The 20627-nt window shown below is 42.6% G+C and carries 17 protein-coding genes; 3 read left to right on the plus strand and 14 right to left on the minus strand.

Annotated elements, in window-relative coordinates; all coding sequences use genetic code 11:
* Positions 1 to 34: 34 nt before the first annotated feature.
* Complete coding sequence (locus tag AABK40_RS13215) at positions 35 to 895, plus strand: hypothetical protein (protein WP_338397257.1); 861 nt, start codon at positions 35 to 37, stop codon at positions 893 to 895.
* Between the two features lie 135 nt (positions 896 to 1030).
* On the opposite strand, the gene AABK40_RS13220 is transcribed toward AABK40_RS13215, so the two are convergent.
* The 4 genes from AABK40_RS13220 to AABK40_RS13235 all read right to left on the minus strand — a co-directional run bounded on the left by AABK40_RS13220 (position 1031) and on the right by AABK40_RS13235 (position 6093).
* Positions 1031 to 1885: an alpha/beta fold hydrolase gene (locus tag AABK40_RS13220; protein ID WP_338397258.1), complete on the minus strand. Its 855-nt coding sequence runs from the start codon at positions 1883 to 1885 to the stop codon at positions 1031 to 1033.
* Positions 1886 to 2114: 229 nt separating this feature from the next.
* Positions 2115 to 3950, minus strand: coding sequence for an asparagine synthase-related protein (locus AABK40_RS13225; RefSeq protein ID WP_338397259.1), 1836 nt, complete (start codon positions 3948 to 3950; stop codon positions 2115 to 2117).
* A 73-nt stretch (positions 3951 to 4023) separates the two neighbouring features.
* Positions 4024 to 4674 (minus strand): endonuclease III, encoded by a 651-nt coding sequence (nth, locus tag AABK40_RS13230; RefSeq protein ID WP_332919626.1) that lies wholly within the window; start codon positions 4672 to 4674, stop codon positions 4024 to 4026.
* A gap of 273 nt (positions 4675 to 4947) precedes the next feature.
* Positions 4948 to 6093 (minus strand): BamA/TamA family outer membrane protein, encoded by a 1146-nt coding sequence (locus tag AABK40_RS13235; RefSeq protein ID WP_338397260.1) that lies wholly within the window; start codon positions 6091 to 6093, stop codon positions 4948 to 4950.
* A gap of 163 nt (positions 6094 to 6256) precedes the next feature.
* On the opposite strand from AABK40_RS13235, the gene ung reads away from it, so the two are divergent.
* Positions 6257 to 6922, plus strand: a complete 666-nt coding sequence (gene ung, locus AABK40_RS13240; RefSeq protein WP_332919525.1) for a uracil-DNA glycosylase — start codon at positions 6257 to 6259, stop codon at positions 6920 to 6922.
* Positions 6923 to 7164: 242 nt separating this feature from the next.
* Here ung and AABK40_RS13245 read toward each other — a convergent pair whose 3' ends face one another.
* Entirely contained in the window at positions 7165 to 10311 is a 3147-nt protein-coding gene (locus AABK40_RS13245; RefSeq protein ID WP_338397261.1) for a DUF3427 domain-containing protein, read from the minus strand.
* Positions 10312 to 10506: 195 nt separating this feature from the next.
* On the opposite strand from AABK40_RS13245, the gene AABK40_RS13250 reads away from it, so the two are divergent.
* A complete protein-coding gene (locus AABK40_RS13250) occupies positions 10507 to 11070 on the plus strand; it encodes a hypothetical protein (RefSeq protein WP_338397262.1) in 564 nt (187 codons plus the stop codon).
* Positions 11071 to 11142: 72 nt separating this feature from the next.
* Here the strand turns inward: AABK40_RS13250 and rpiB are convergent, their stop codons facing one another.
* The 9 genes from rpiB to ccoN all read right to left on the minus strand — a co-directional run bounded on the left by rpiB (position 11143) and on the right by ccoN (position 20268).
* The gene (gene rpiB, locus AABK40_RS13255; RefSeq protein ID WP_332919522.1) at positions 11143 to 11580 is read right to left on the minus strand and encodes a ribose 5-phosphate isomerase B; all 438 of its coding nucleotides are present in this window, start codon (positions 11578 to 11580) and stop codon (positions 11143 to 11145) included.
* Positions 11581 to 11625: 45 nt separating this feature from the next.
* Positions 11626 to 12525 carry a twin-arginine translocase subunit TatC gene (gene tatC, locus AABK40_RS13260; protein ID WP_338397263.1) on the minus strand — a complete coding sequence of 300 codons (900 nt, stop codon included), beginning with the start codon at positions 12523 to 12525 and terminating at the stop codon, positions 11626 to 11628.
* A gap of 184 nt (positions 12526 to 12709) precedes the next feature.
* Positions 12710 to 13981 carry a serine hydroxymethyltransferase gene (glyA, locus tag AABK40_RS13265; protein ID WP_332919520.1) on the minus strand — a complete coding sequence of 424 codons (1272 nt, stop codon included), beginning with the start codon at positions 13979 to 13981 and terminating at the stop codon, positions 12710 to 12712.
* A 277-nt stretch (positions 13982 to 14258) separates the two neighbouring features.
* Entirely contained in the window at positions 14259 to 14963 is a 705-nt protein-coding gene (locus tag AABK40_RS13270; RefSeq protein WP_338397264.1) for a sulfite exporter TauE/SafE family protein, read from the minus strand.
* Positions 14964 to 15037: 74 nt separating this feature from the next.
* Complete coding sequence (locus tag AABK40_RS13275; protein ID WP_332919518.1) at positions 15038 to 15478, minus strand: FixH family protein; 441 nt, start codon at positions 15476 to 15478, stop codon at positions 15038 to 15040.
* A gap of 33 nt (positions 15479 to 15511) precedes the next feature.
* The gene (ccoG, locus tag AABK40_RS13280) at positions 15512 to 16939 is read right to left on the minus strand and encodes a cytochrome c oxidase accessory protein CcoG (RefSeq protein ID WP_338397265.1); all 1428 of its coding nucleotides are present in this window, start codon (positions 16937 to 16939) and stop codon (positions 15512 to 15514) included.
* A gap of 96 nt (positions 16940 to 17035) precedes the next feature.
* Positions 17036 to 17878 (minus strand): cbb3-type cytochrome c oxidase N-terminal domain-containing protein, encoded by an 843-nt coding sequence (locus AABK40_RS13285; protein WP_332919516.1) that lies wholly within the window; start codon positions 17876 to 17878, stop codon positions 17036 to 17038.
* A gap of 22 nt (positions 17879 to 17900) precedes the next feature.
* On the minus strand, positions 17901 to 18086 hold the full coding sequence (locus AABK40_RS13290) for a CcoQ/FixQ family Cbb3-type cytochrome c oxidase assembly chaperone (RefSeq protein ID WP_332919515.1): 186 nt from the start codon (positions 18084 to 18086) through the stop codon (positions 17901 to 17903).
* Positions 18087 to 18135: 49 nt separating this feature from the next.
* Entirely contained in the window at positions 18136 to 20268 is a 2133-nt protein-coding gene (ccoN, locus tag AABK40_RS13295; protein ID WP_332919514.1) for a cytochrome-c oxidase, cbb3-type subunit I, read from the minus strand.
* Positions 20269 to 20627 lie beyond the last annotated feature (359 nt).

The raw sequence follows: 20627 nt of genomic DNA on the forward strand, positions 1-20627 counted from the left end.
TTTTGATTTCTGTGCAATACAAAAAATTTCTATCATGAAACAGATTCTTTTATCAATACTTCTGATACTTGTTTTTAATCCAATATTTGGACAAAAGCATTTTGACATACCTGAAAATAAGGTAGTAGGTCGCTTTATAGAAACATTATCAAAGAATTTAAAAGATTTCGACTCGCAAGACCTACGAGTATCTGAAGATTCTTTGAGTATTAGGGTTTGGAAAACACATGAAGTTTTTACAATAAGTCAAAATAACGCCTCGACAAGTTCAGATTGTAAATTTCATACGACAAATAAGGAATTGGTATTTAAGTCTTTTCATTTTTCAGAGAGTGTCTCACGAAGTATAATGGACTCATTGTTGGTTGCAGGAATATGGAATTTAAAAGACGAAAATTATAGAGGGATTGATGGTAGCTTTGTGTTTGTTGAGATTTCAACTAAAAGCAAATACAAAGTTGTTAGTTATTGGTCGCCAAATTCAGAAAGGAGTAATGACTGCAAGACTGTAGTGCAAATCCTTAAAATGATTGACAATACAATTGATTCAAAAAAACTGAGAAACGAATTCCTTAACTCATTACCATCCGGAAGTTACAGGTGGGGTATGGCAAGTATCCGAATTGATAAATTTTTAAACAAAGACATAGCCAAGACGGATTTTTACAAAGAAGCTGAGTACAAAATTAAACAGGAACTGGAAATTACGAACAAAACCAATCATTGGGAGTACCCATTAATCCTTATTGATAATGAATATGCTAAGATTTCAGACTTAAATAAATACAACGACAAACAGATTTCTAAATTTGAAGTATTAAAAACTGATAACAATGTGATTGCTATTTATGGAACAAATGGCAATAATGGAGTTGTAATAATTGAGACGAAATAAAAAGTACAAGCACACAACGGTTAATATAAGAATATTAGCCGATTGCGGGCTTCATTCCTGTCAAGTTACAAGAAAGCTGAAGCGGTCTACAACTCTCAAATTCACTGCTATTTCGACTATTATTTTTATGCATTGTTATGTGCTGGCATTTTTTAATTCATTATTAAATATTTCAGTCGCTTCTTCATAAGGATAATGCCCTACATTATCTAATTTTATTACTGTTTTAGGTTGAAATTCGTCTATCCAAGCATTAAGGTCTTTCTCAGTGAACGCAAAATCTTTCAGTCCCCAAATCATTGATTTTGGAATAGCTTTAATACTTTCACGTCTTTGCCACAAGCTATCCACCCAGTCATCAGATGCAACTATCTGTTTTGGAAAAGTCCAACAACCTTTTCTATCATTTTTTGTTTCAAGGTGCCTGTAAATAGCTGGGTTAAAATATTTTTTATCGCCCATACAGTTTTTGATAATCACCTTACCGAAAAAGTTGAAATGCTTAATCAAAAATCGACCAACTAAACCACCTGCAAAACCACTAAATCTTTTACTTGCCGCATTATCTTTAATAGACCACATCCAAGTATTAGTAATTATTAAGTGTTTTATTTGATTAGGATTATTAATGGCATATGATAAGCCAATGGGACCTCCCCAATCATTCACAACTAAGACGAATTTATCTAAATTTAAGTGCTTTATAAATTTAGAAAGGTTGTTTGCGTGGTTTTCTGGCAAATAATTCCAATCTACTGGCTTGTCAGATAATCCAAATCCAATATTATCAACTGAAATACATCTGTTTGTCTTCAATAGTTCTTGTATTGATTTTCTATATTCAAATGACCATCCTGGATTACCGTGTACAAATACAATAGGTATCCCTTTGCCTTCGTCAATATAGTGCATTCTGCCAATTGGTAAATCAAAATAGTTTGACTCGAATGGATATTCTTCCTTATTTAACCACGATTTTTCTTTTTTCATTTAATCATTCATAATTTACTTGATGCTATTCTTGGGCGTCTCTGCTTGCATACAACAATAAATATACGTAATACGGAGCGATATAATAAATTTTAACATTAGCACATTTACTGGAAATTATCTCAGTTTGATGCAGAAGTGTTTTGAAATCCCCTAAAACGCTTATTCGAGCCGTCAGCATACGCCATCAAATGAGATCGGGGGAGGGCTCCGATCTCAATGGCTGCCCTCAGGCGGTAGCACCATGCTTATCCAGCCAGGCGCCCATCACGGCAATGGCCCAGAGTCGCTCATGCTGATCTGACTTCCCCTGCAAAGCCTCGTCGAGGTGTTGTTGCGTTTGTTCAAAATCCACAAACTCATAAATAGCCGATTCCCGACGTGCAAGCTGTGTTTTCACGGGTATTGCGCCACCTGCTTTCAGCCATGAAATCCACGGCAATTTAGTCTGATGCTTCGGTCGGGAAGCCACGGTCTCTTTTCCCCATGCCCTGAGCATCGCCTTTAAATGTGCATTCCGCCCATTCTCCAGCAAATCCTCTACCGATGAATTAACAAACTGCCCAACCACAAGGTCATTCAGAAAAGGCATTCTGACTTGTTGCTGATTTGCCCTGAAAATCTGCCGCACTTCCGCATTCAGGTGGTCGCCAACCTTTTCAAAGCAATTTTCATACTTCATCTCTTCCAATGGCATCGCAGCAGTTCCCTCAGTAAACTCCTCCAAAATACTGAACAGCTTTCGTTTTACCTCCTTAGGGTCTTCATCAATATGCTGCCCGAGTATATTCAGCAAATCGAGGTGCTTCTTCACTGGCAGCATACTTTTTTCAGGCAGTAAGCCTTTCATTTTTTTCAGCATGGGAATCCACGGCTTCAGGCTGTCATAATATTTGATATACTGATAATAGGCATAAGTTTTTAAATCTGACAAAGCCAGGGCATCGGCACCGAAGCCTGACAATAAAATGTGCGACCGCTCACCAATAAATTTACTCAAAACAAAATGGACAAAGGCTGATGCTGTCAATACCGGGCTTTCCATTTTCTGAATAAATTCATCCCACATCTCCAAAGATTTATCAGAGAGGACTTCTTGATATAATGCTAATCCCTCCTCATAGGACGTATCTTCAGCAAAGCGGAAATCACCGTAGCGTTTATCACCTTCTTTGGGGGCATTAGCCAAGCTGTAAGTCAGGGCTGCCCTTACCCCTCCAACACGCCCTGCAGTAGCCAAAGAGGTAGAAATTTGCCCTCCAGTAAACAATAAACCGATGTTCTTTTCAGCAGTAGTTTCCATGAATAAGGCATCGACCAGAGCTTCCTCCAAAGCATCTAAATTGGTGATATTTTCACCTTGAGAAACTTTATCCACGGACTTACCCACGATTGTGGATAAGTTGCCAGACAGATCTCCACAGTCATATTTATATACTTTTAATGATGTAAGCTTTTGAATGTTTTTAAACAAAGTTTGATTACCTGAAGCAAAACCCTGCGCCAAAATTTGACTAACTACCAAATTATCAATGGATTTAACAGGTAACGCTGTCGCTGAAATTGCCTGAAAAGCGGAGGATAATACCAAATAATTCTTGTCCTCATAATGATAAACCGACCGACCGCTCTTCGAGTTATCCACAATTATCAACTTATCAACAGACTTATCCACAAAAAAGCCCGCAAAATCTCCGTTTAGGTTAGAAAAGGATTCAAATTCGTCATTTTTGCACCATTCCATCCACACTTCAGCATCGGAAAGAGAGCTGAAATGCACCCCACTATCCATTAAGTTATTCTTAATATCATGATAGTTAAATAAATCGCCTTCCATTGCTGCAAAACAAGTGCTTTCTTTATCCTTGAGCGGCTGAAGTGTCGCTTTCTCCAGTTCACCGATCAGTAAATTATTCACCGCAAGGTAAATTGTTCCTATTGATAAAGGTATTTGTTGATAACTCAACGGCTGGTTTCCCATGTGTTCACATGCACCAAGCATTTTATTGATAAGTGCTTCGCCGTTTTGATTTTGCTTGTCCCAGATGAGGTGTATTGCAGACATAAAGAAGATCGATTTTTTGGAAATGGATAATCAATAAAAAAGGAGTCATATAAAATGCTCCTCAGTGATAAATTTAAAAGGTAAATACTTGCTTATCATAAGCCTTACAAAAAGCCGTGATCTTGCAATCTTCACATTTAGGTCGGCGCGCCAAACAAACGTACCTCCCATGCAAAATCAGCCAATGGTGTGCTTTGGGCACCACTTCCGTAGGAATATGCCGCATCAATTGTTTTTCGACTTCCAAAGGGGTTGAGGAGGTCATGTTGACCAAACCAATACGTTTAGAAACCCGATACACATGCGTGTCCACGGCCATTGCAGGCTGATCATAAACCACCGATACGATTACATTGGCCGTTTTCCGACCAACCCCAGGCAATTTTACCAGCTCTTTGATCGTTGAAGGCACCTCGCTATTGAAATCCTCTACAAGCATTTTACCCATTCCAATCAGGTGTTTAGTCTTATTGTTGGGGTAACTGATGCTTCGAATATATGGAAATAGCTCATCAAAATGAGCATTGGCCAAATGCGCTGGCGTAGGAAAATCCTGAAACAGGGCAGGGGTTACCATATTCACCCGCTTGTCGGTGCATTGGGCAGAAAGTGCCACCGCCACAATGAGTTCAAAAGGGTTGGAGTAATGCAGCTCCGTTTCTACTTCGGGTTGCGCTTCGGCAAAATAACTTAATATGCCTTCGTATCTTTCTTTTCGGGTCATGCTAATTCGATCGAAATGTGCTTTCAGGTATAAAATACTCAATATCGTATTTCAGATTTGGATAAAAAACTGCCCAAGCTGATTAAATGTGAATAAAGCCGAATCAGTAGCCGTCAGTTGATAATGAAGATGATTTGGGGTTGGTGATATTCGATTTACCAAATAAAAAATCTATGAACATCTGTTGACAATATGACGCCGTGCAATAATCAGGAGCTACACCATTAGCTTAAGCATTTACTCAGGCGATGTATTGACCGAACACTTAACAGCTTAAAAAGATTCCCGCATGGTAAAGAAAATAGCCACTTCTTCCCCAGGACTCTTCCCGATATCAAGCCTGAAATTGATGTGATCTTTAGGCAATAACTGAAACCGAAGCCCCGCACCGCACATCCACTTGCCATCTCGGGTCAGGGAGGCCGACCAATCTTCCCGACGGTTACCCCAACCACCGAAAAAAGCGGCACCAAATCGGCCATAAATATGACGGCGATATTCTGTCTGTAAATAATAGATATGATTATCGATATACTTGTTTGGGTGGCCTATTGAACGCAGCAATCGACTGCCACCCAAGGAGGGTAATTTGTAAAATGGCACATCGTCTCCCACCACAAACTCATAATACCCTTGCACTCCGATCACATTTTTGGGTGAACCAATCGACCAAAAGGAGGCCAAATCAAGCTCAAAATGCTGAAAAGTAAAATCACCGAAATAATAGCGGTAATCAAAAGTAAAAATCTCACCTTTGGTAGGATAGAGAATGTCATTTCTCGTGTCGAAACGCGCATCAAGCCCTATTCCCGTTAAAAAACCTCCTTCATACCCATTTATATTTTCATTCAGTCCGCCATTCGAGAAGCCTGAATTGCTTACCCAGGAAAGGTCATAAGAACCTCCCAGAAAGAACTTGTCCGTGATAGGGTGCAACACTACGCCTTCGAGGCCAAAGGTATTGGCGAAAAAACTCGTTTCTTCGCCTGTCGGTCCACCAATTCCAAAAAAAGTATCGGGAATACGTGTCCATAACATTCGAGAGGTCACCAGCCACCCATTTGGATTATAATAAATTAAATCGGCATCAAGGTGCAGTTGTCCTTTTGTAGAGTAAGAAAAAGAGGGGACAATAGAAGTTGGGCGGCTGTACTTACTTTTCTGAACTTCCTGCAGATGAGATTTAAAAACGATCACAGGCATGATGCCCACATCCAGGCCAACCTGCTCACTGTAATCCAGCAGAGGATAAAATGAAAGTGTATATTTTGGACGGTCAATAGTGATCAAGTCCATTACTTGCTCCACAAATTCCATGGATCCTTTCTCAAAATTATCCTGCCCTTCTACTACATCCTGTGCAAATGCGGAAATAAACGCAGTACACAATAGCATCAAAATCAATCCCTTTTTTTTCATTAACTAAGCAACATGTCGTAAAAGCTGTAAGTTAGTAGGTAATTTTTTTAATCAAATATACAATTTTCTATATTTCTGTATTTGCTCACTAACTGTTCGGAGGCATAACGCTTCTCGGTAAAAATTGTTAATTTTGGACTTCCTTTTAAACCATACGATTGATATGAACTCCCTCCAACTCCCTGCCGACTGGCAGACAATACTGGCTCATGAAACCGCTCAGCCCTATTTTAAATCACTGGAAAAATTTGTGGACGAAGCCTATAAAAACAGTATCGTTTACCCGCCAAAACCCATGGTATTCAATGCTTTTGAGCGGTCGATATTTCAAAATACCCGAGTTGTAATATTGGGACAGGACCCTTACCACGGCATGGGGCAAGCACATGGATTGAGTTTTTCGGTGATGGATGGGGTCGCCTTCCCACCTTCATTACGCAATATTTTCAAAGAACTGAAGCGTGATCTGGACATTGATCCTCCCTTCAGCGGTAATTTGGAACGTTGGGCCGACCAGGGAGTTTTGCTGTTGAATGCCACGCTAACGGTAGAAAATGGGAAAGCAGGAAGCCACCAAAAGCAAGGTTGGGAAACATTTACTGATGCGGTAATTCAAAAAATTGCAGATGAAAAGGAGCATGTCGTTTTCATCCTCTGGGGCGCTTATGCACAAAAGAAGGCGAGCTTAATTGATGAAAGTAAACATTGTATTTTAACCTCCGCACACCCTTCGCCACTATCAGCACACCGCGGTTTTTTGGGGAATGAGCACTTCAGTAAAACGAATAAATATTTGAAAGAAAAGGGGTTGAAGGAAGTGGAGTGGTGAGAATCTCACATCTTAATCTTTATTTTCATCGGGTTAAAACCCGAAGCTATTACTAAATGCACCTTCGGCACAAGAGCCATGACAAAGGCTTTTCGTAATAGGCATGAGATTTATTCCATGGAAAAATGAAACATTAGCAAGTGTTGAAAAGGACCTTGATGAAAAGGATTACCATGATTTTTATTTTACCCTGTCTATCGCGAGAGCCCCTCTCGTGATAGCTCTAATAGCCTCGATATCCCTTACCCCATCTTTTTACTTACTGAGACCAAACTTGCCGGCATAGGTACATCTAATGCCCATTCGATACTCATCGGCTTTTCGCCACGATGTTTTCGATAAGCAACAGGCCCTAAAAAGGTAAATGGCATCGTCAGGCCGTATTCATCCCGTTTCTTTTCTCGGACAAATAGTAGAATGTTTTTCTTATTTCGTTTTTGTTCGATATAAGAAAGGCCTACGCCGCGCAAAGGGGTGGCACTGTTTTGCGATTGCCAATGAAATAAGGTATCACTTATGGCATAATCCTCATACATTGTCGAAGTGGAAAAGTCTCGTTCAGATTTATCCAAAGTAACGAATAACAGATCGATATTGTCCTTTTTGATACTCAATACCCCTTCCCTTGAAGAGGATTTTTTTTCAAACGTACTGTCACCAAAAGCGGCCAAAATCTCTGTTCTGCTGTATTGGGCATGCAAATTTAACTGACAGGGAAAAGCAAAAGATGATGTCGGCATCACGTAATCAATCTGATCCAGGCGATGTTCAATAATCTCATTAAACTCCTGCAGCAGATCAGGAAAATCTTTCAATCTATTTACCGCCTGCTGCTCATTTTCAAAGTTCAGTTTCTTTCCTGCATCATCCCAAATGAGATAGTGGAACATCCGGTTGAGTGCTTCCTTTTGAGTGGCTGATTTACCTGCCACATAAGCACGTAAATATTGTAGATACGCCTGATCATTAGCCGTAATTAATCTTTTGAGTCCGGCTACGATCTTCTTGAAATAGTTGTCATTATCATCAAGGTCCATCATGCCTGCCCAAAGCTTAAGCTGTGTCCAACATCCCACTTTATACACCGCCCGTATATCCAAATCATGAAAGGACAAGAAGTTGGATAGTGTCAGTTGCTGAGTGGTGTCGGAATGCCAATTTTCAAGTTTGGAGACCAAAGAACGTCGATTGACGACAGCTGCCCGAATATGCTCCAAGACGACCTGCTGCGCTTTCTGTTCCATTATGATCGAGCAACCAAAAGCCACATGAGGAAAGCCCTGCGTGATTTCTTTGGTTAAGCCATAAGGTGCTTTTCCCACCAAAGCACGGAACTTTTTAGTAAAATCATAAGCCTGATGTACCTGCCCCACAAAATCCAGAACGGTCAAACATTCCTTGTTTTCCTGCAAGCGCAAGCCACGCCCAAGCTGCTGCAAAAATACGGTTAAGCTTTCCGTAGGTCGAAGAAAAAGTACCGTATCCACCTCCGGAATATCCACTCCCTCATTGAATAAATCCACCACAAAAAGATAATTGATTTTTCCCGAACGAAGATCGGCGACTACCTGCTGACGGTGTTCTCTTGATTGATCGCTTGTCAGATAATCGGCTGCCAATCCCGCAATCTGAAATTTCCCCGACATGTATTGTGCATGCTCTTTAGTGGTACAAAAACCAAGTGCACAACATTGTTGATAATCATTGAGGTAGTGTGCCAACTTATCCAAAATCAATTGTACACGCTGATCATTTCCGGTATAAACTCTGCTCAATTCAGCCTTATCATAGCCTCCATTTTTCCAGGCAACACGCGACAAATCAACGCTATCATCTGTTACCACAAAATATTGAAAAGGAGTCAGCAATTGCAAATGCATGGCGTCGGGCAATCGGATTTCTGCACTGATGCGATGATCAAAATCTTCCCGAATATCGCGTCCATCCATCCGTTCAGGAGTAGCCGTAAGTCCCAAAAGAATTTCAGGCTTAAAATAATCAAACACAAAACGGTAAGAACTCGCCTGACCGTGGTGTGCCTCATCAACGATAATAAAATCGTAATAATGTGCTCCCAAACGCTCTTCAAAAAATGCTCTTTGATTGTTGAGCGTTTGAACGGAAACGAAGAGTTGTTCATGACCATATTCGGGTTGATGTTCACCCACCCACAACTCGCCAAAATTGGCATCTTTGAGTAAAGCCGCAAAAGTCCGTTGAGATTGTTCGAGGATCTCTTTTCTATGCGCTACAAACAACAGCTTGGCCGACGGATTTTTTTTCTTATACCTTAGAAAATCAAATGCGGAAATAACTGTTTTCCCCGTTCCCGTGGCTGCTACGACCAAGTTCCGATACCGATGATGAATGCTTCTTTCAGCCTCCAATCGATCCAGGATTTGTTGCTGATAGGGGTAGGGATGAATTTTAAAAATTGGCAAGATCATGCCCTTTTTATCCCCTTTACTTTTTCCGAAGCTCAGTGCCTGTTGTAGCTTTTCTATACCTCCGAGACGGAAATCCTCAAAATCCGGACTTGACCAATAGGTTTCAAATGTTCCTTTGGCTTTACGAATGATGTGAGTATTTTCTACTGAAGTCACCCTCATATTCCATTCAAGCCCTCGGGTCATGGCCGAATAAGACAGGTTTGACGATCCAATATAAGCGGTATCATAGCCCGTGTTTCGCTCAAATATATAAGATTTGGCATGTAACCTTTCCTGCTGTGTATTATAGGAAACCTTGACCTCGGTATTGGGTAAATCAGCCAAAAACTGAACGGCTTTGGCCTCCGTAGCACCAACGTAAGTCGTCGTGATAACTTGTAGCTGACCACCATTGGCCAAAAATTGCCTTAACGCTTCTTCATAAATCCGGACACCCGACCAACGGATAAAAGATACCACCCAATAAATCCGATCAGCGGATAAAATATCCTTGATCAGTTCTGTATCCATGTTCAGGTCTGCATGGCTACCGGTAAATAAGCTACTTTTCTGCAAACCCGACACCGGAAAATATTCTGCTAATTTGCCCTTCAATTGTGTATCAGAATGCCCCAATTTCGAATGGACAAGCTTCAGCAAATTCCCTTTTGTAGCGACAAGATTTTCATCAATAAAATGATCCTGATCCTTTAGCTTTTGAGCAAGGTCTGTAATGAGTTGATTGGTGAAATTCAGTTGAGCCTGTAGCCTTTCAGCCGGTTTCCCTTTGAATTCATTGAGTACATATTGAAGTAATTTCAGCAGATATTCTGATAAAATCCGTGCTGCGTCAGCGGGTTCGATCTCCGTTTGTTCAATAAAATATTGATCTGCCTCCTGCAACTTTTCCTCTAAAGTACAAGTGATTAGCTGCTCGTAAATCCCTTCGGTCAATTTCATCTTATCTACAAATAGTGGTTTCCAATCCTGGAAAGTAACAACAATTTGTCAGGGGGCCAAATGCATGGCAAAGCGTCTCCTTTCTATTTGAAAACAAGCGAATTTCATTATCATAAACATTACTTTAAATTCAATATTTATCCCTTATGGTCATTGGGCACACTTTCTGCAAAATCAGAATAAAACCATTTTACCATGAAAAAAATCAAAACAAACCTACTTAGCTTGGCATTAGGTGCTATCGTGCTATGCTCATGCAGCACATCTAATGATGATCCCAAGCCTGTTGCTCACAAAGCAGCACATCAAAAAGTGCAAGGTACCTCACCATATTCAACGACCGATAAACCATCGACAGAGGAAAATAAAGAGCAGCCTGTTAAAAATGAATCGAATGTGACTGCTCCAACGGCATCAGGGAGTTACCACTTCACGATTCAAATGGATGTACCTGTTGAGGGGATTCAGAACACGAATCCAATAGAATTTAAAATTTTATACCATGATGGTTCCGCTTGGCTATTCAAGCCTACGGCTATTAAAATGGTCATTAACGATGACCCTAAATACCCCGATAATAAAGGCATAAAGACGATTATTTTCGATGCGGATAAAAGTCTGCAATGGGACAAGCTCGACGGTTTTAATATTCGCGACACTAAAACAGGGGTAACCGTGGAAGCATATGGATTTGACCTTGCAAAGAAAGTATTTGACGCAAAAGGCAAAAGAGCAGACGTATTCTCTTTAAGTATATAACTAACTTCTTAAACACAAAAGCCCCCGCCAGAACGAATCCGGCGGGGGCTTTTCTCATTTTAAAATCTTTGCTTAGCTACAAGCGATTTTGCTCACACGGCCCTCGTGGCGTCCGCCTTCAAAATCAGTACCGAAGAAAACCTCCACCATTTCCAAAGCTTGTTCTTTTGCGGTGAAACGCGCAGGAATGGCCAAAATATTGGCATTGTTATGCTGGCGAACCAAAGAAACGATTTCCTTGTTCCAGCAAAGTCCAGCACGCACGTTAGGGTATTTATTGGCCGTCATGGCTACCCCATTCGCGGAGCCACAGATCAAAATACCAAAGTCAAACTCACCATCATTTACCCCTTTGGCTACTGGGTGGGCGAAGTCTGGGTAATCCACAGAATCGAAAGTATCGGTGCCGAAGTTTTTCACTTCGTAGCCTTTTTCTTCCAATTGTTTAATGATCGCTGCTTTGTATTCTGGTGAAGCGTGGTCACCACCGATTGCTATTTTCTTGGACATCTTAATATGCTGTTTTTACTGAAATTCTCTTTTATCCTTAACAGGTTAATCCTCCATTTGATCTAAAGGACCCGAAATATTTTTGCGCTCAGCAGCTTGTTGCTGACGGTATTCTTCCTCTTCGGCAATCAGTGCGAGCTCTTCAAGCTGTTTGCGCTTATCAATTCTTTTGGCAATCACAATACTGATTTCATACAAGAAACCCAGCGGGATGGTCAGCATAATCTGACTCATGACATCTGGAGGCGTCATGATTGCTGCTATGATCAGGAACACAATCAGGGCGTGCTTTCGGTAGGCAATCAACATTTGTGAATTCACCACACCTGCCTGCGTCAGGAAGTAAATCACGACGGGTAGCTGAAACAACAAGGCACATGCCAGAATGATCATGGTGATGGTACCTACATAACTGACAATATCAAACTCATTAAGAATACTTGGGTCGATCTGATAATTGGCCAGGAAGTTCAAAGAGATTGGTGTTACGACAAAATAGCCGAACATAACGCCAGTCAAAAATAAAATACTGACAAAAAATACCGCTCCTCTTGCTGCGCGCTGCTCTGTTTTATGCAAGCCTGGTTTAATAAACCGCCAGATTTCCCAAAAAGCATAGGGGAAGGCCAAGATGATCCCGACGACAAAAGAGGACTGAATATGCATCATAAACTGCCCAGTAACTTGCCTTGACTGTAAGATGAACGGTAGCTTTTCAATGCACAGCGCATCGGAACCTACCAGCTTACCGAATTCGCAAAACATGCGATAGGTCCAAAAGTCGGATCGGGAAGGGGCCAAAATGATATCGTGAAAAAGGATCGTTTTTGAGAGGAAGGCCACAACGGTAAAAACAAAAATAGAGGCAAACGCCCGAATCAGGTGCCACCGCAATTCTTCCAGATGATCCAAAAAGGTCATATCCTGCTCCTGCTTAATAGACATAAAAGATGAGATATATGGTGCTAAAAGTTAGCGATTAATAATCAGTTAAAAATTCGAAAAACAAATTTAGCCCATTCGCGCAAAATAAATGTTAATCCACGTCAAAAATAAAAAAGGATAGCGCAAATAACACCTTAAAGTATCATTTGTCGCTATCCTTTAGCAATGTATTTATATTTTCTGATTATGCGTAAAGTGGGAAATTTTTCATCCACGCATTGATTTCACTTTTCACTTTGGCCAATTTTGCCTCATCCTCAGGGTTGCTCAATACCGCATCGATGAACGAAACGATGGTTTCCATATCAGCTTCTTTCATATTTCGGGAAGTAACCGCCGCAGTACCTACGCGCATCCCTGAAGTAACGAAAGGAGATTTATCATCAAATGGCACCATATTTTTATTGATGGTGATATCCGCTTTTACCAAAGTGTTCTCCGCTAATTTCCCTGTCAATCCTTTCGAACGAAGGTCAATTAGCATACAGTGGTTGTCGGTACCTCCAGAGATAATTTCATAACCACGATCAACGAAAGCTTTGGCCATCGCTGCTGCATTTTTAATCACCTGCTTGGCGTAAACTTTGTACTCATCGCTCAAAGCCTCTTCAAAAGCGACTGCCTTGGCGGCAATTACGTGCTCCAACGGACCACCTTGCGTACCAGGGAATACCGCCATATCCAGTTGCGCATTCAAAGAGCGAACTTCTCCTTTAGGCGTTTTATCACCTTTAGGGTTTGGCATTTCACCGCGAGTCATGATCAAACCACCACGAGGTCCACGAAGGGTTTTGTGGGTTGTTGTGGTTACAATATGACAGTGCGCCAAAGGATCTTTGAGTAAACCAGCAGCAATCAAACCTGCAGGGTGGGAAACATCCGCCAATAGCACAGCACCTACTTCATCAGCAATTTCACGGAAACGGGCATAATCCCAATCGCGGCTGTAAGCAGAAGCACCACAGATAATCAGTTTCGGCTGAACTTCTTTTGCCTTGGCAGCAACTTTGTCCATGTCAATGATTCCTGTTTCTTTTTCCACACCGTAGAAATTCGGCTGGTAGGTTTTACCCGAGAAGTTCACAGGCGAGCCGTGAGTCAGGTGTCCACCATGAGAAAGATCAAAGCCCAAAATGGCATCGCCAGGGTTCAGCACGGCCAACATTACAGCGGCATTTGCTTGTGCTCCTGAGTGTGGCTGAACATTGGCCCAGTCCGCATTGAACAATTGCTTTGCTCGATCAATCGCCAACTGCTCAATCTCATCGACGACCTGGCAGCCTCCGTAATAACGACGCTTCGGCAAGCCTTCTGCGTATTTATTTGTCAAAACGCTTCCCATCGCCTCCATCACCTGGCGCGAAGTAAAGTTCTCTGAGGCAATCAACTCGATGCCTTCTTCTTGTCTTTGTTGCTCTTTGCCAATTAAGTCAAAGATTACGTTATCTCTTGTCATGACCGAGATCTGTGGTTTAGGTTAATTAAAGTTCTCAAAAATACACTTCATGATCTTCATTAGCAAGATAAATGACAAACATCATTCGTGCAATGAGTCCGAATTGGATCGATATCAATGTATAAAATAATCATCCTAAATTTACCGAATCTGCGTTAAAATTCCATAAGAAGGCCCCCATTGAAGCCATTGGGATTTATATAACACAAAAGGGCAATTTTAGGGCGCTAAATTTAACAGCAATGGGCTTGTTGATGATGGGTTTGGAAGCTGTGGATCAATCGCATTGAACCACCTGCGTGCCTGCCGCTGTTCTGAGCTGAGGGCTCAGGTAGGGGATGCCCAGGTTGAGTCCGCGAAGGATAAACATCAGGGCAATCAGGAGGGTAAAAACAGGAACAAGGCGATAGAAATTACGGTAAAAAGACTTCCCTTTGATCCAGTTCCCCAACAGATTTACCGACAGCATCATGGGGAATGTTCCGAGCCCAAAAGCCCCCATATATAAGGCTGACTTTTGCCAGTCGCCAATAGCCAGCGCCCCTGCAAGGGCAAGGTAAACCAGGCCACAGGGCAACAGGCCGTTCAATAAGCCGACACCTGCAAAGGACCACAGGCTTCGTTTTCTGAAGAAATAACCGAAGCCTTTTTTCAGCTTGGCCGCCCATTGGCCACCCACACGTTTTTCCATGGCCATAGTCCAGGCTTTGGGCATGATAACAAACAGGAGCATCAGAAGCCCCATTGCCACCGACAGGTTTTGCTGCGGGGCGGCAAAGCTGATACTCACGCCCAGCAAACCAATAATTGCCCCCAAAAGCATATAAACCAATGTTCGGCTGATGTTATAAAGTATTGCCGCCTGCAATACCCGAACAGGGGTACGGTTGGGAACAGGCAGTGCCATACTGATTGGCCCGCACATGCCCATGCAATGCAGGCTGCCCATTAGGCCGATCATGAATGCGACGGAAAAAAGCATAGTCCATTTTTTTAAGATAAGATCAGGGCAAGGCCTGAAATAAAGTCGGGTATTTTTTTTCTGACGGATGAAATTTAGAGCGTGATCACCTTCTCGTCAAAATATTCTTTTTGCCCATCAGTCCAGGTGGTGCGCACTCGCCAACGTCCTTTTTTCATTTGCGAGAGGTCACATACCCATCGGCCAATTTCATTGTCTTCTATCGGCTGCGCAACATCCAGGCGGGCATTGTCGGGACGAAACCAATGGATTTGCCCCTCTTTAATTTTGCCGATCATTTCTGAAGGCAAAGCCACAAAGGCGGTTTTCCGATCTGATGAAAGCTCCACAGTAACCACGCCATCGAGTCCCTGTACATTCTTTATGCGATCAATCTGATCCTGATAAGCCAACTCCTGCTTGTAATAATCTTCTGCGACCAAAAACTGATCTGTACGGCACATCATGACCACCAACGAGATGATGAAGACCATAAAAGCACCTGTTACGAGTATTATTCCTTTTCCCCAGTTCATAAAATTTCTTTTTTATCCATCGTCAGCGATGGGCTATTTTTTTAATACAATCGGTCCTAAAAAATTCGTTTTTTCGACCACCATCAGCTCGCCGTCGTGATAAACTCCCACTTCAAGTTCCGTTTTGGTTGTGTGGATTTCAGCTTGCGGTATGCGGACAAAAAACATGGCATCTGTAAGATCATTGGGCCCAATTTTTATCGGTTCCCCTCCAACGCGCTCTATGGTGCCGTCAGAAAAGTTTTCCAGCTTCAGTTCCAGGCTTACGTCCGAAAAGGTTTTATTGATAAACTTGACATTGTACAAGTTCTGAATTTCGCCATTGTCGGTTTTCTGATACAACATACCAGGTACACGAAGCATGGTGGCCTCCACATCGGTACGTGTAGCCAGCAGGGTTGTGAGCAATCCGAGGATCACCACCAGCACCACACTGTAAGCCACGGAACGGGTATTGAAAATCTTGCTGTGGCCATGCTGAATTTGTTCTTCAGAAGTATAGCGAATCAGGCCTTTGGGTTTGTTGACCTTGTCCATTACCTCATCACAAACATCAATACAGGCGGTACAATTCACGCATTCGAGCTGGGTACCATTCCGAATATCTATCCCCGTAGGGCAAACATGCACACACAGTTTACAGTCGATACAATCTCCCTGATCGGCGGGAGGCGTGGCATTCTTCTTGAGTTTCCCACGCTTTTCACCACGAAGCCAGTCATAGGCAACAACAATGGATTTTTTATCCAGAAAAACCCCCTGAAATCGCCCGTAAGGGCAAACTGTGGTACAGGCTTGTTCTCTGAATCTGGCAAATACGCCATAGAAGATAGCGGTGAAAGCCAGCAGGCCGATGAAGCCCGACAAGTTTTCCATCGGTGATTTGGTAACAATCTCCCTGACTTCATCAATCCCGATCAGGTAAGCCATTGCCGTATGGGCGATCAGCAGGGAAATCAGCAAGAAAATGATGTGCTTACTGGTTTTCTTGAGGATTTTCTCCTGTGTCCATGGGGCTTTGTCGAGTTTGCGTTGCTGTGGGGCATCGCCTTCAATCCAGTATTCTATTTTTCGGAAAACCATCTCCATAAAGACCGTCTGCGGGCAAGCCCAGCCACACCAGAAGCGCCCAAAGATGACGGTAAACAGGACGATAAAAACCACAAAGGCAATAAATGCCAAAGCAAAAAGGATAAAATCCTGGGGCCAGAAAGCAGCACCAAAGATGATGAACTTTCGCTCAAAAACATTGAAAAGGAAAAAGGGGTGGCCATCTACTTTGATGAACGGCACCAAAAAGAACAATGAAAGCAGAAAAACCGCCACTACTGCCCGCGCACGGTGGAAATAGCCTTTGGGCTTTTTAGGGTACACCCAAACACGCTTGCCCTCGGCATCTACGGTAGAAATGACGTCCCGAAACTCGGCATCGTATTCATAAATATTGTTTTCTGGTTCCATACCTTCCCTCAGTCTTAAAAAATCGTTGATCCTTATAAACCAAAAAGCGGGAGAACTGAAGTCCTCCCGATTTTTATGTTTTGATATAAAGTTTTATTACTTAGCGCTATACAAATCTCCCTCTGGTGCTTTCGCCTTGGCAGGCGTAGTACCCTGGAGTGTCAGGATATAAGAGGCGACACTCTGAATATCCTTTGGTGAGAGTTGTTTTTTCCAGGAGATCATCCCTTTGCCTGGGCGTCCACCGTCTTTCACTACTTTGAACACATCCTTAATGTCTCCGCCGTGAATCCAGTATTCATCCGTTAGGTTAGGACCAATCCCTCCACCGCCATCGGCAGCGTGACAAGCCACACATTTCTTGGCGAAAATTTCCGACCCGTGGTCAATCGCCTTGTCGTCGGTCAGTAAAGTAACATTGGTTTCATCTACCGAGGCCGCTTTCAATGCTGCCTGTGCCACTTCAATGTCATAGGCCTCACCGGAAAGTGGTGCTACTTTAAAAACATGGAAGATACCGACATAAACCACTGCGAAAACCACCGTTGCGGCAAATAGCCCTTTCCACCATGGTGGCAAGTGGTTGTCAAGTTCCTGAATGCCGTCATAATTATGGTCGAGCAAAATATTTTTCTCTTCCTCAATAGGGACAGCATCGTTGGCAATGTTCCACCACCAGTCTTGCTTCACATGCGGCACACCTTCAGCCTCCGCTTTTTTCTTGGCCTCATTGTCCATTACTGATTTCACCACCTTCAGCGTAAACAAGGTGACCAGCAATACTGCAATAGAGACAATGGTGGTCAGCCCCAGCACGATCTTCAGGATGCTCATCTGATCCGTGCCGCCAGCCGCCTGCGCGAATGCCGTTTCGGGAAGCATACCTAAAACCAAGGCCACACACATTATACTCATGTATTTTAGTGCTTTTGATTTCATTTGATAGGAGTTATATCTTGATCTAATTATCCTCAAAATCATCGTTAGGGTCTTCTTCCAGCGGCATATTCTTCATCTTATCGACATGCGAGGAAGACATCTTCCAGACATACCACAACAACCCCACAAAAAATGTAAAGAAGATCACCAAAGAAATGATGGGCCATACCTCTACATTATATACTCGCTCGAAATAATGCTTAAACATATTTAAAAAAATTGTTCAGCATCCCCGGAAACCAGGGACCCTGAGATGATTATTTTGCGACAGCCACTTGTTCTGGCTTCACTTTAATGTCTGTTCCTAAACGTTGCAAGTACGAAATCAAAGCAATGATCTCTGCCTCAGGTTGTACCTCCACATTTATTTGTGCTTTCAGGTTACCCGCAATTTGTTTTGCCTGTGCCTGTACATCAGCCACCACCTGCGTTTCATATCCTTCCGCATACGGAACACCAAGCTTGCGCATGGCTGTTACCTTTGGTACAATTGATTCGGCATCGTAGGCTTGCTCAAACAACCATGGGTAAGGAGGCATAATAGAACCTGCCGATGTACTTGTTGGGTCCATCATGTGGTTATAATGCCATGAATCTGAATATCGGCCACCAAGACGGGCCAAATCTGGACCAGTACGCTTGGATCCCCAAAGGAATGGGTGATCGTAAACAAACTCCCCAGCTTTGGAATACTCATCAAAACGCTCGGTTTCAAATCGGAAAGGGCGAACCATCTGAGAGTGACAGCCCACACAACCTTCACGGATGTAAAGATCACGTCCCTGCAATTCAAGCGGGCTATAAGGCTTAACGCTTTCAATCGTCGGGATATTTGAATCCACCAGGAAGGTCGGCACCATTTCTACGGCACCACCAATGGCAATCGCTACAATTGAAAGACCAGAGAACACGATAGATTTGCGCTCCAGTTTCGAGTGCCAGTATTCTCCAATAATTTTCTTTTTCTCCAAAGCGGGAGCTTCGGCCTCTTCCTCCTCCTGGAATACTCCTTGCGCTGCCGTTTTGTAAAGGTTATAGGCCATTACAAAGGCACCCCCCAAATAAAGGGCTCCACCAAAGGCACGCAATGCATAAAATGGAATAATCTGCGTTACTGTATCGAGGAAGTTACCGTACTGCAATACCCCATCGATGGTGAACTGACGCCACATCAGGCCTTGCGTAACTCCTGAAACATACATTGGAATGGCATAGAATACAATCCCGAGAGTTCCCACCCAGAAGTGTACATTGGCCAATTTGCTGGAGTATAATTTGGTGTTCCACATTTTAGGAATCAAATAATACAACATCCCGAAGGTCAGGAATCCGTTCCAGCCCAGAGCACCAACGTGTACGTGAGCAATAATCCAGTCGGTAAAGTGTACAAAACCATTGACACTTTTCAGCGATAACATTGGCCCTTCGAAAGTCGCCATACCATAACAGGTTACGGCTACTACCATAAATTTCAGTACGGCATCTTCACGCACACGGTCCCATGCGCCACGAAGTGTCAGAAGGCCATTCAGCATACCACCCCAAGATGGTGCAATCAGCATGATTGAAAACACCGTACCCAACGTCTGTGCCCAATCTGGCAAAGAAGTGTAAAGCAAATGGTGTGGACCTGCCCAGATGTAAATAAAGATCAGTGCCCAATAGTGAATAATGGACAGCTTATAAGAGTAAACAGGACGATTGGCCGCCTTCGGCAAGAAGTAGTACATCAAGCCCAAATAAGGGGTTGTCAGGAAGAATGCTACCGCATTATGCCCATACCACCACTGTACCAAAGCATCTTGCACCCCTGCGTACATCGAGTACGACTTCCAGAAAGTTACTGGCAACTCGAAAGAGTTGACAATGTGCAAGACCGCCACTGTTACAAAAGTTGCGATGTAAAACCATACCGCCACATACATATGGCGTTCACGACGTTTGAAGATGGTTCCGAGCAAATTGGCTCCGAACACCACCCAAATTAAGGTAATGGCAATATCAATTGGCCATTCCAATTCTGCATACTCTTTGGAGGTCGTGATCCCCAAAGGCAATGTGATCGCAGCCGCAACAATAATCAGTTGCCAGCCCCAAAAGTGAACCCACGAAAGGATATCATTAAACATCCGCGCTTTCAATAAACGCTGAAGTGAATAATAAACTCCCGCAAAAATTCCGTTCCCCACAAATGCGAAAATCACCGCATTGGTGTGTAATGGACGGATACGGCCGAAGGTTAAAAACGCCGTATCAAAGTTGAGTGCTGGAATAAAAAGTTGCAATGCGACGATCAGCCCCACCAACATGCCGACGATACCCCAGATGACGGTGGCGATAGCAAAATACTTTACTATCTTGTTGTCATAACGAAACTTCTCTAAATGCATAGCTAAAAAAACAATAGTTCGATTCTCCCGAATTTAAAGAGATGGATCGCCCCAAAACATGACATTTGTCACTTGGGGTGTAAACCTTACATCAGTTTCATTCTTTACTTATATTAATTTTAGGATTATATCAACCTAAAGAGGGTTGTGACAATGCTTTAATTGAATTAATTTAATATTCCGTTTCGGGACATTTTATTAAAAAAAAATGATGGTCTTAAAAATTTATTAGGGGAAATATCTCAAACTGACGGCCTCAGGGCACTTTCTGGATTTTTTCTATCATCGCCCAGGAAAATGGTTCATGAAAACTTTTTTTTATGTAATAATTTATGACTTTTTTCGCATTACCATTCCTA

It is taken from the genome of Persicobacter psychrovividus, assembly GCF_036492425.1.
Taxonomy (GTDB): Bacteria; Bacteroidota; Bacteroidia; order Cytophagales; family Cyclobacteriaceae; genus Persicobacter; species Persicobacter psychrovividus.